The sequence below is a fragment of the Pseudomonas sp. HMSC08G10 genome (assembly GCF_001808425.1).
GTDB lineage: Bacteria > Pseudomonadota > Gammaproteobacteria > Pseudomonadales > Pseudomonadaceae > Aquipseudomonas > Aquipseudomonas guariconensis.
Map to the genome: position 1 here is coordinate 18265 of NZ_KV793317.1, position 11674 is coordinate 29938.

Genomic DNA, 11674 nt, shown 5'->3' on the forward strand with positions numbered 1-11674 from the left:
CGCCTGTTATCATGGAGCACACTTGAGTGACTGTTTCATGACAAGAAGGAAGTCTTTGTGAAGAACATACTCGGTCATCCCCGTGCCCGACTGCTCGCCTTGGCAGTCCTGGTGCTGGTGATCCCACTGGGTACAAGGGCCTTGCTCGGCTGGTCCAACCCCTTCGGCTACCTGTCCGATATCGCGGTCGCAAGCCTGTTGGTGCTACTCCTGCATCGTCGCGCCTGGTGGCTGGCGCTGCCCGTATTGCTGATCTGGGGCGCCTTGTTGGTGGCTTCGGCAGAGCTGGTGAGCGCAGTCGGTCGACTGCCCAACAGCGCAGACCTCACCTACCTGTTCGATCCGCAGTTCATGGAAAATTCAACCGGCGGCGCCCTGGCCCACGCCTGGTTGCCCTGGCTGTTGGTCGCCGGGCTGCTGACCTGGTTGATCAGCGCCTGGCGCAGCCGTGGCCTGCGGGGCACGCCCCTGCCGCGCAAGACCTGGGCCATTCCCGTCGTGCTGCTTGGCGTGCATTGGGCCGGCCAGCATCTGATCCCCTCCGACGCCGACCAATGGCGCCAGTACAACCTACCCCACCAGCTATTGACCGCCGCTGTGGGCAACGTGCAACGCGCCACCTCCAGCGCCTTGGGCAACGAGCAACCCGTGCCCGTGCTGCCCATCGCCGGCCTGACCCAGTCGGACCTCAACGGGCGCAAGCTGCTGGACGCGCCGGGCAAGGCGCGCAACGTGCTGGTGATTGCCCTGGAAGGCATCCCTGGCGCCTATGTACGGGCCAACCGTCAAGCCCTGCACAGCCATTTTGACGAAGAGCTCATGCCCAACCTCAGCCGCTGGGCAGAGCGAGGCATGAACACGCCCGATTATGTCCTGCATACCCACCAGACGATCCGCGGCCTGTACGCCCTGCTCTGCGGCGATTACGACAAACTCGCCAACGGCACGCCCAAAGGCATGGAGCTGCTGACCCAGGACCTGCGCAACCAGGCATGCCTGCCGGCGCAGCTGCGCCAGGCCGGATTCAGCACCCATTACCTGCAAGGTGCTGGCCTGCGCTTCATGGCCAAGGACCGGATCATGCCGCACATCGGCTTCGCGTCAGTGCATGGCCAGGAGTGGTTCACCAACAAGAACTACCTGCATTTCCCTTGGGGCAAGGACGATCGCGCCTTCTTCGAAGGTGCCCAGAAGTACGTCGCCAAGCTGCGCAAGCAAAAGCAGCCCTGGATGCTCACCCTGCTGACCGTCGGCACCCATCAGCCCTATTCAGCGCCGGAGCGCTACCTGCAGCGCTACGACACCGCCAAGCAGGCGGCAGTGGCCTACCTGGATGATGCCCTGGGCGCTTTCCTCGACAACCTCGAGCGCCAAGGCGTGCTCAAGGACACCCTGGTGGTCATCACCTCTGATGAGTCCCACGGTATCGATGGCGTACGCCTGGCCTCCTCCTGGGGGTTCAACCTGACCTTGGCACCGGAACAGGCCCAACTGCCGCGCCTCAAGCAAGGCACCTACGGCCATGTGGACCTCGCCACGTCCCTGCTCGACTACTTCGCGTTGCCCATCCCCGCCGCCTTGAGCGGACGCTCGCTGTTCCGCGATTACGACACGGGGCGCGAAATGATCTCCTACACCAACGGCATGCTGCGCTATCACGACGGTCACGGCACCCTGACCGAGTGCGACTTCCAGGAGCGTTGCCGCCGTTACGCAAGCCAAGGTTTCATTGCCGACCATGCCCAGTACCTGGGCCGGGGCAACGAGATCGCAGGCCAGCAGCTCACTGCCCTGGCCAACACGCTGGACCAATCGCTGCTGCAAACCCCGCTCAATCTGCGCTACCAGTTTGGTGGCCCGGCAGCCATCACCCTGCACAAGCGCATCCGCGATGACTGGGCCGACAACCTCATCGGTGCTCAATACCTGGAAATGCCCCAAGGCACCCATACTCGTGTACGCGTGAAGGTGCGCTCGCTCGACCCGAAACACGACGCCTACATCCAACTCAAGGCCAAGGAATTCGAGCAGGATGTGCCGTTGGGATTGCCCGAGGAAATCATCGTTACAGCCGATCAGCCGCTGGAGCTGGAATTCGGTTTCGACAACCCGTCGGTGCGAAAGGCGTTTTCGTTCCACCTGTTGGGTTATGGCGGGGGCAAGGTCGAGGTCAGTGACTTCAGTGTGGTCACCGGCTTTGCCGGTGGCGGTTGAATCACCTCCAAGACGCCCCCACCCCGTCGGTGGGAGCAGTCTCAGATCGTGATGGGGCTGCTGGACAGCCCCGCTGTCCATCAGGCGATTGCCGAATCCACCAACACCTGCGCTTCCTGCACCAGGCGCTGAAGGTGCGCTTCATCGATGAAGCTCTCAGCGTAGATCTTGTAGATGTCTTCGGTACCGGAAGGCCGTGCTGCAAACCAACCGTTGGCCGTCATCACCTTCAAACCGCCAATGGCCTGGCCATTGCCTGGCGCATGGCTGAGGATCTGTTCGATCGGCTCGCCGGCGAGCTCGGTGGAGGTCACCTGCTCGGGCGCCAGCTTGCTCAACAGTGCCTTCTGCCGGGCATCGGCCTTGGCTTCCACACGCGTCGCGTACGGCTTGCCCAAGGCCTCGGTCAAGTCGGCATAGGCCTGGCTTGGATTACGGCCGGTACGGGCGGTCATTTCCGCAGCCAGCAACGCCGGAATCAGACCATCCTTGTCGGTGGCCCAGACCGTGCCGTCCTTGCGCAGGAACGAAGCACCGGCACTCTCCTCACCACCAAAGCCGAGCGAACCGTCGAACAGCCCCTGGGCAAAGAACTTGAAGCCCACCGGCACTTCGTACAGCTCACGGCCCAAGCGAGCGGTCACACGGTCGATCAGGCCGCTGCTGACGACGGTCTTGCCCACCGCCGCATCGCTGCGCCACAGCGGGCGATGACGGAACAGGTAATCGATGGCCACGGCCAGGTAATTGTTCGGTTGCAGCAAGCCATCGGGAGTGACGATGCCATGGCGGTCGTGGTCCGGGTCGCAGGCGAAGGCCACGTCGAAGCGCTCGCGCAGACCGATCAGGCCTTGCATGGCATGGGGCGAAGAGGGGTCCATGCGGATCTGGCCATCCCAGTCGACGGTCATGAAACGGAACGTTGGGTCGACCTCGGTGTTGACCACGTCCAGATCCAGGCGGTAGTGCTCGGCGATCGCCTGCCAGTAGCGCACCCCTGCCCCGCCCAGCGGGTCGACACCCAGGCGCAGCTTGGCAGCGCGGATGACGTCGAAGTCGATGACGTTCTCAAGATCCGCCACATAGCGGCCTACATAGTCGTAACGCTGAGTGGTGGCGGCCTGCAGGGCCTGGGCATGGCCCATGCGCTTGACGCCGGCAAGACCTGCGGCCAACAGTTCGTTGGCCTTGGCTTCGATCCACTTGGTCACGTCGCTGTCGGCCGGGCCGCCATTGGGCGGGTTGTACTTGAAACCACCGCTTTGCGGCGGGTTGTGCGACGGCGTGATGACCACGCCATCGGCAAGACCCTGCTGGCGGCCACGGTTATGGCAGAGAATGGCATGGGACACGGCCGGAGTTGGTGTGTACTCATCGTCCTTGGACAGCATCACCTGCACGCCGTTGGCGGCGAGTACTTCCAGGGCGCTGGCTGCGGCCGGAGCCGACAGCGCATGGGTATCGGCGCCGACGAACAACGGGCCATCGATGCCTTTTTCCTGGCGATACAGGCAGATGGCCTGTGTGATAGCCAGTACGTGATCTTCATTGAAGCTCAGTTCCAGCGACGTGCCGCGGTGCCCTGAGGTGCCGAAGGCCACACGCTGAGCCGCCACCGCGGCATCGGGACGTCCGGTGTAGTAGGCGGTGAGCAGGCGGGGGATATCGACCAGCACGCTGGCCGGAGCCGGCTTGCCTGCCAAAGGACTGAGCGTCATGCAAGAACCTCGAGTTCAACAGGATGTTGGTGTTGGAACACGCAGTGTACTGGGAGTTGCAACGCCGTGCGATGGGGCCTGCGCGGTTTATTCGCCACCGGTTTGCCACCAGGCAGGGAACATCTGCTGCACCCGTGGTTCGGCGAAGCGCTCGTCGATCAACAGCAGCACCCCACGGTCCTGATCGCCTCGAATGACCCTGCCTGCTGCCTGGATCACCTTGCGCACGCCAGGGTAGAGATAGGCGTAGTCGAAGCCCGCGCCGAACTGGCGCCCCAGGCGCTGCTTGAACTGCTCGTTGACCGGGTTGACCTGGGGTAGCCCCAGGGTGGCGACGAACGCGCCGATCAAACGAGTGCCAGGCAGGTCGACACCCTCGCCGAAGGCACCGCCCAGCACGGCAAAACCGACACCTTTGCCATCGGGCACGAAACGGTTCAGAAATGCCTCTCGCGCGCCTTCGTCCATGCCTGGCGCCTGCTCCCACCGAGGGATTGCCGGATAACGTTCAGCCAGCAAGGTGGTCACCTGCCCTAGATATTCGAAGCTGCTGAAGAACGCCAGGTAATTGCCCGGCCGGGCGCGATACTGCTCCGCGATCAGTTCGACAATCGGCTCCAGCGACGCCTGGCGCTCCCGGTAGCGGGTGGACACCTCGCTGACGATGCGCACCGCCAGTTGTTCGGCGCGAAACGGTGCCGCCACCTCCAGCCAGGCCGTGTCGGTCGGCATACCCAGCAAGTCGGCGTAGTAATGCCGTGGGCCTAAGGTGGCAGAGAACAGCGTGACGCTACGCGCCGCCTGCATGCGCGGCCCCAGCAGCCGCGCCGGCACTACGTTGCGCAGGCATAAGGTCGACAGGCGACGCTTGCGCGGGCCCGTGCGCAATGTCACGTCAAATATGAAGTGATCGTCGAACAGCTCAGCGACCCGGGTGAACTGCAGGGCCTGGAAGAAGAACTGCAACAGCGCCGGGTCGACCTCGCCAGGCGCCTGCTCCAGACGTTCCTGGATCAGGCCGATGCACTGCGCAAGCGTGCGCAGAAAGTCTTCAGGCAGCCGATCGAGCGTCTGATAAGGGGCTTGTTGCGCCTTGTACAGGGCGTTCCACTGCCGGTTCAAACGCTCAAGGGCACTGCCCACGCCAAGGGGTTTGCTCTGGCGCAGGCTGGCCAACTGGCCTTGGTCCAAGCTTGCGCTGTACATCCCCCGCCCCCGCTCGACCAGGTTGTGCGCCTCGTCCACCAGCACCGCCACACGCCACTGGTTGGCTTGGGTCAGGGCATGCAGCAAGGCGTGGGCGTCGAAATAATAGTTGTAGTCGGCCACCAGCACATCGGCCCAACGCGCCATTTCCTGCCCCAGGTAATAAGGACAGACTTGGTGCGCCAACGCCACCTCGCGAAGCACCGCCTTGTCGAGCAGCGGTCGGCGCGCCGCCTCCTCGCGCGCTGCATGCAGCCGGTCGTAGAAGCCTCGGGCCAACGGACAGGACTCGCCGTGACAGGCGTTTGCGGGGTATTCGCAGGCTTTGTCCCGCGCGATCAGTTCCAGAGTGCGCAAAGCCGGCTGCGGGGTGGCATCGGTGATCTGGCGCAAGGCATCCAGCGCCAGGGCCCGGCCTGGAGTCTTGGCGGTCAGGAAGAACACTTTGTCCAGTTGCTGGGGTGCCATGGCCTTTAGCAATGGGAACAAAGTCCCTAGGGTCTTGCCGATGCCCGTGCTGGCCTGGGCCATCAGACAGCGGCCAGTGCTCACGGCCTTGTACAGCGTCTCGGCCAACTGGCGCTGGCCTTGGCGAAATTGCGGGTAGGGAAACCCCAAAGCCTTGAGATCCCTGTCACGTTCTACCAGGCGCTGCTGCTGGACTTCGGCCCAGACCAGAAATCGCTGGCACTGGGCCTCGAAAAAGCGTTGCAGGTCCGAGGCGCTGTGCTCCTCGCTGATCAGTGTCTGGCGGTCGCTGTCCACGTCCAGGTAGACCAACGCGACTTCGATCGTCTCCAGCCCCCGGGCCTGGCACAGCAGCCAGGCATAGACCTTGGCCTGCGCCCAGTGCAACTGACGATGGTTGTGCGGCTGACGGGCAAGGTCGCCGCGGTGGGTCTTGATCTCTTCCAGACGATTGCGCACCGGGTCATATCCATCGGCTCGGCCACGCACGCACAAGCTCTGGTATTGACCTTGCAGCGCTACCTCCGCCTCGTAGTCTGCGCCGCGCCGCGCCACAACCCGACGATGACCGGCGATCCCTTCCTGGGCCGTGGGCGATGGCGTGAAGCGCAGGTCCAAGTCGCCTACCTTAGCGCTGAACTCGCACAACGCCCGGACTGCCACGGTGTAGGTCATGTCGGCGTCTCGGTCCAGCGTACATGGCACACCGCCACCGGCAAGTCGTGCTCACGGCAGAAAGCGAGCCAACGCAACTGGTTGTCCTGCAGTCGGTCGCCAGGCCCCTTGACCTCGATCATGCGGTAACGGCCTTCGGCAGGCCAGAACTGGATCAGGTCAGGCATGCCCGCGCGATTGCTGCGGATGTCCTGCAAGAGACGGATGAAACAGTGTTTGAGGTGAGCTGCGGGTATGCACGCCAGGGCTTGCTCGAGCAGTTCGGGGGTGAGCATCGGCCAGAACACGAACGGTGATTGCAGCCCATGCTTGGCGGCGAAACAGTCGCACATGGCCTGACGGTAGCTGCCATCGTCGAGCCGACTCAGGCAGGCCTGGAACAACGCCGCGCGCCGTTGCTGGAAGTCGCTGTCGTGCAGGTCTTGGGGGCCGGCCTGGAAGGGGTGGAAGAACGCGCCTGGTACTGGGGCGAAGATTGCCTCCCAGCACAAAAGACCGAACAGGCTGTTGAACAGGGTGTTCTCGACGTAGTGACAGGTGCTTGCGCCCTCAGCCAGGTGCAGGCGTACCGCCTCTTCGACACCAAGGGCGGAACGTTCGATCGGTAGCTGTAACTCGATCAACGCCAGGTCCGCCGGGCGGCGGCGCGCTTGCGGCGGGCCACCGAGCTTGCGCGCCAGGCGTGGCAACATGCGCGCCAAAGCTTGTTGTTCCTGCGCATTGGCAGGCGAGGCGGCCAACTCGAGCGCCAGTGCCTGCGCCCGGTCCCACTGCTCACTGCGCTCCAGCACCCGCACCTGGCGTACACGCGCTTCGGGATGATCACTGCGGGCATAGACCGCCAAGGCCTGGTCCCAATCCCCCCGGCGCTCGCACTGCTGACCGATGCTGTACATCAATCGCCCGCGTCGCCGTACCAACCACGGGTTGTCGCTGTGCAGTCCCTCAAGGGTGGCCAGCAGCGAGTCGGCGTCCTCCCCTTGCTCCAGCCGGTCGGCGCACTGGTGCAACGCCATGGCCAGGTCGATCTCCGTGCGCTGGCGCAAGGCGCGTGAATCGACGCTTAGCGGCACTTGCTCATAACGCAGCAGACCCAGATCGGCCAGCACGAACTCCGACCAGTCCTGATAAAGATTGCCGAAAAACAACAGGCGCAAGCGATCACATAATGGCTGCAGGCGCCAATGGAAGATACGTATCGGAGATTGCGCAAACCACTCAGTCAACGTGCGGGGCGCCAGCGCCAAAGGCTGCAACTGCGCAAGCAGTTCGCCTTTGGCGGCCCGTGGCTTGCTCAGGTGTGCGGCAAAGCATTGGGCCAGCTCCTGTTTGCGCAGCACATCGAACAATTGCTCCAGGGTCAGGACGGCGTCGTCGCTGACCCACCCCAACGCCAGCAGTGGTTGCAATGCCGATGAGCAATCACCGATTTCGGCGTAGTCGAGCCTGTCGCTGCGAAACAGTTCGCCCTTGCGCATGACCATTCGAACCATCAAGGCTTGGGCAGGCTCGGGCAACCGCTCGAACGCCTGTAGAAAGCAGTGCTCGACCTCATCGAGCAGATCGGCGTAGCGCTGCTCGACCCAGGCCAGGACCTGCCGGAAGTTATGCAGGTAATAAAGAGGGTCGTCGACGGAATGGGCAATCACGGTGCGCGTTCAGGTATGGAAACAGGCACTGGTTATACATACAGACCCCAAGCACTGGCAAGTGCTACAGGTCGCCTCGCTGGCGAGCTCAGGGTCTGCAAAAATGTATCCGCACCCGCCCCTACTGCGTTGAAACGGGGCCTGCAATGCCCGCCCAAACGCCGTCAAGGCCTGTGCATTAGATAGGCTTCCCCGCTCACTCGAACCATCGGGTGGGGCACGATTGTGCAGGTTTTGACGATCTTGAAACCGTGCCGTTCGTAAAAGCGCCGGGCACCGGTGTTCGCAGCATAGTCGATCAAGCTCAGGCCCTTGAGCCCCAGTTGATCAGCTCGTTGCTGAGCCTGCTCAAGGAACTGTACACCCAAGCCCTGATTACGCCAGCCATCGTGAAGAGCCAAGCTCGAAATATAGAGTGTGTCGGGAACTTCCATATCGGCATAAGGTGCCAATACTGGGTCAGTCACCGGGGCTGGGTCTGGATCGTGATGCATCGCGTAGCTATGCATCATGCCGATGACCTGCCCGTCGGCTTCTGCAATTAGGCAATTTTGATAGGAGAAATCCACGTTATCACGGGCATAACGGGCAGTGCCGACATCCAGCAAATCCTGTCCCGGTTCTGCCAACTGGCTCCAAATATAATCGGCTACCCCTTCGGAAGTTATTTGAAACAACTGAGCAATGTCACGCGCATCCGAGCTGCGACCCGGACGAAATACGACGGCCATGTAGACGACTCCAGACAAAGTGACGCCCCTTATAACGTGTAGGAAAACGTGTTTCAATACCGCCTATAAAAAGACACGCCAATGTTATTAACCAACTTAAAAGTGCGTCGTACAAGGCTACTTAAATGTCGTACTCAGGCAATGATGAAGACTTAACTCACTTTGTCCACTTTAATATTGAAAACACAATGATCCCTGGCGGAACCGATCAGCGGACGCACTCGCTCAACGACCGACAAGTACCCTTCCCAACCGGCGCAACACTTGGTCCAGCCCCTCCCATGACTCGGCGCACCAGACCAACAGCACGTGCTGCGGGAAACTGCCTTTGAGCCCGAACAACTCCCCAGGAATGGCAGACAACGGGCTACCCGCCACTGCAGCCAGACTGGCGTCCATATCGATCGGTTGGTTCAGGCGTGCCCAAATCCCCCGCCCGCCATCAGGCTTGGCAAACGCCAGGTGCGCGCCCAGACGCAGTTCGATTCGACTGCAGAGGTATTCCATTCGAGTCTGCAGATCGAAGCGCAAGGCAGGCAAGCTATCGTCGACCTCCCCTTTTGTGAACGTATGCGCTACCGCTTGCTGACGCAGCGGGGGTAACAGAAAGCCTCGTCTGGCGATGGCTTCGTCGACGCAGGGTTGGCGACACAGCAGGTAGGTGTAAGGCGCTTCAGCGCCCAACGTGGCCTCCAGCGAACCGAGTATCAGCAGGCGACTCGCGTCGATGTCATCGCGCAGCCGCGACGCAGGAGGGCCTGCGAAACAGTGGTCGCTGTCCATGTCGTTCTCCAGCAGCAAAGCGGGATGCTCGGCAAGCACACGGGCCAGTTGCTGCTGATCCTGCACAGGCCTCAGGCGCCCCAGCGGCATGGAGAGGCAGGAAGGCATCACCACAAGCTGTACCGGCTCATGTTCGAGCAAGCGTGTGAACGCGCCCATGTCCATCCCCCCGTGAGCAGCCAACGGTGCTTCCAGTACACGCATGCCAGCCTGCTGCAAGCCACGCAACAGGCGCCAGCAGCAAGGGGTTGCCACCACAGCCGTTGCCCCTTGAAGACGCAGGGCAAGCAACAGCGTTTCAAGCAAGGCCTGTACATCCGTGGCCAAGTGCACGTGCCGAGCATTCCAGCAATGGCCAGAAGCGCGGGTGTAGCGTGCGGCCAAAACGCTACGCAACAAAGCGCCGCTGCCCAAGCGCCACGTCGCCTGCCCGCCCTGGCGCGAGAGGCGTCGTTCATGGGCGAGCAACGTGCGTTCCAGTGTATGAGGCGATGGCATGGTCAGGACGGATAGCGGAGGGACCAAGGGCGCATGCGCCCCTGTCGAAGCGATCTGCGGTTCGGCGAAATTCACGAAGTACCCTGATTTGGGCACCGAACGAACCCGGCCTTGACGCTCCAACAGGCTGTACGCGCACTGTACGGTCGCCAGCGAAACCCGAAGGCGCCGGGCCAGGTCGCGCAAGGAGGGTAGACGCCCCCGTTCTGCGTAATCGGCTTGGGCAATCAGGGCATCAAGATAGCGATATACGCCCTGGTAGGCGAATTCCCCACGCGCCGAACGCCCCATCAGAATGCCGCCTGGCGGACGATCACAGGCGTAGAGTCCAGGGGTGGCAACCACCGCAGCGCTGCATCCCGCCGCGTCAAACTCACCAGCAGACGCCAAGCGGATGGCTCGAGGCGAGCCGCGTAGATCGCCTGCAACTGCACCAGGCTCAACCCACTGACGTCTACCAGCCAGTGCTTGATGGTTTCAGGGCAAGGTTTGCCTTGCAGTGCCTTGTGCAGATAAGGCAAGGCCACTCCCATGCGTGGATGGCAAGCGTGCACGAAGTCCGCCAGTTTTTTACCTCGCCCGCTGAAGGGGGTGAACAGCAGGCACGTGAGTTGCTCCTCATTGAGCCCCAGCCCCTGCAGGAACGACACCCTGCCCTGCTGCTGTACCCGCAGCCACCAGCTGGCGCGTGCATCCTTTATAGAGAGCTGCCCCTCCCGCTCCCGGGGCTGTCGCGCCCGCAGATGTGCATGCGCCCCCGTCAGGTTTTCCACGATGCCGGACGCTGTCCAGGCGCCCAGTGGCGTATTCGCTAGGCCATGCTCTTTTGGCGGGCCCAGCATCGCGTCCAGGTGATGCGCTTCGCTCGAGGGGCAAAGCAAATCGTCCACCGTCAACATCTTGAGCGGCAACTCAGGGCGCATTGCCGTAGGCATGTCCAGACACCGTCCCAATGGTGCCCCGACCCGCATATGCAGGCGACTCAACCCCTCAGCCAAGGCCGCAGCACACCGAGCCACATCGCCAAGCCCCTCGAGTTCCCCAGTCAGACGCAAGATCCGCCGCCCCCAGGCCATGACACGTCTACGCTCACGATCAGGCAAGGCCGTGATCAAGGCGGTGGCAGCGCCGCTGTGATCGAGCGTCCCTTGCAAGGCGCCAGCCAGTTGCAGATGCAAGCGGCAGCCCAGCAGGGCCTTGGGCGTCGCCTCGGTGAGGTGCCCGAACATCAGCAAGGCCTGCCGCGAAGCCACCCAAGGCCGCACGGCTTGTGCCACGCAGGTGCTGAACGGCACCACCTTGTCATCTTCCAGCATGAGCAGCTGTACCCTGGGGTCATCCTGCATGAACAGCGCGTTGAACAGGCGCTCATGACTCAGTTGCATATGTGGGTCGGGCGCGGGCAGACAGCTCACGATCACTCTCAAACGGAAGGTCCGGCCGCCACGCAAGGCCAGACTTAACTGTGCAGCGCGTAAATTCGCCAGCAGATGCGCACTGCGACGGTCACCACCCAGGACCACCACCAGCTGGAACTCACCAATGTACGGCTCCCCGCCTGCGGCGACCGTCAACCGCTGGATCAACAATTGCAGCGAGGCGTGTTGCCCGCGGGGCATCTGATTGCATACACGGTCCAATACTTGTTGATAGATGGACTGCATGGCCTGGTCATGAAGACTGCTCATCGGAACACTCCCTGTTCTTCATCACGGTGTTTAAACGTAAAGTG

General features: G+C 62.4%; 7 protein-coding genes. 1 reads left to right on the forward strand and 6 read right to left on the reverse strand.

Going from position 1 to position 11674, the window contains the following annotated elements; all coding sequences use genetic code 11:
* The first annotated feature begins 57 nt into the window (after nucleotides 1-57).
* Complete coding sequence (locus tag HMPREF3173_RS16260) at nucleotides 58-2214, forward strand: LTA synthase family protein (protein ID WP_070574512.1); 2157 nt, start codon at nucleotides 58-60, stop codon at nucleotides 2212-2214.
* Nucleotides 2215-2294: 80 nt separating this feature from the next.
* Here HMPREF3173_RS16260 and pgm read toward each other — a convergent pair whose 3' ends face one another.
* The 6 genes from pgm to HMPREF3173_RS16290 all read right to left on the reverse strand — a co-directional run bounded on the left by pgm (nucleotide 2295) and on the right by HMPREF3173_RS16290 (nucleotide 11630).
* On the reverse strand, nucleotides 2295-3932 hold the full coding sequence (pgm, locus tag HMPREF3173_RS16265) for a phosphoglucomutase (alpha-D-glucose-1,6-bisphosphate-dependent) (RefSeq protein ID WP_070574515.1): 1638 nt from the start codon (nucleotides 3930-3932) through the stop codon (nucleotides 2295-2297).
* A gap of 87 nt (nucleotides 3933-4019) precedes the next feature.
* Nucleotides 4020-6281, reverse strand: a complete 2262-nt coding sequence (locus HMPREF3173_RS16270) for an ATP-dependent DNA helicase (RefSeq protein WP_070574517.1) — start codon at nucleotides 6279-6281, stop codon at nucleotides 4020-4022.
* A complete protein-coding gene (locus tag HMPREF3173_RS16275) occupies nucleotides 6278-7930 on the reverse strand; it encodes a VRR-NUC domain-containing protein (RefSeq protein ID WP_070574519.1) in 1653 nt (550 codons plus the stop codon). Before HMPREF3173_RS16275 ends, HMPREF3173_RS16270 begins: the two co-directional genes overlap by 4 nt.
* A 164-nt stretch (nucleotides 7931-8094) precedes the next feature.
* Entirely contained in the window at nucleotides 8095-8661 is a 567-nt protein-coding gene (locus HMPREF3173_RS16280) for a GNAT family N-acetyltransferase (protein ID WP_070574521.1), read from the reverse strand.
* Nucleotides 8662-8886: 225 nt separating this feature from the next.
* The gene (locus HMPREF3173_RS16285) at nucleotides 8887-10233 is read right to left on the reverse strand and encodes an aminotransferase class I/II-fold pyridoxal phosphate-dependent enzyme (protein WP_070574523.1); all 1347 of its coding nucleotides are present in this window, start codon (nucleotides 10231-10233) and stop codon (nucleotides 8887-8889) included.
* Nucleotides 10233-11630, reverse strand: a complete 1398-nt coding sequence (locus HMPREF3173_RS16290) for a hypothetical protein (protein WP_070574525.1) — start codon at nucleotides 11628-11630, stop codon at nucleotides 10233-10235. The genes HMPREF3173_RS16285 and HMPREF3173_RS16290 overlap by 1 nt, the downstream gene beginning before the upstream one ends.
* Between the last annotated feature and the right edge of the window lie 44 nt (nucleotides 11631-11674).

Bases quoted from the DNA above. Each gene is read 5' to 3' on its own strand.
- pgm (WP_070574515.1), bottom strand. From the start codon at position 3,932: ATGACGCTCAGTCCTTTGGCAGGCAAGCCGGCTCCGGCCAGCGTGCTG.
- HMPREF3173_RS16270 (WP_070574517.1), bottom strand. From the start codon at position 6,281: ATGACCTACACCGTGGCAGTCCGGGCGTTGTGCGAGTTCAGCGCTAAG.
- HMPREF3173_RS16280 (WP_070574521.1), bottom strand. From the start codon at position 8,661: ATGGCCGTCGTATTTCGTCCGGGTCGCAGCTCGGATGCGCGTGACATT.
- HMPREF3173_RS16285 (WP_070574523.1), bottom strand. From the start codon at position 10,233: ATGGGGCGTTCGGCGCGTGGGGAATTCGCCTACCAGGGCGTATATCGC.
- HMPREF3173_RS16290 (WP_070574525.1), bottom strand. From the start codon at position 11,630: ATGAGCAGTCTTCATGACCAGGCCATGCAGTCCATCTATCAACAAGTA.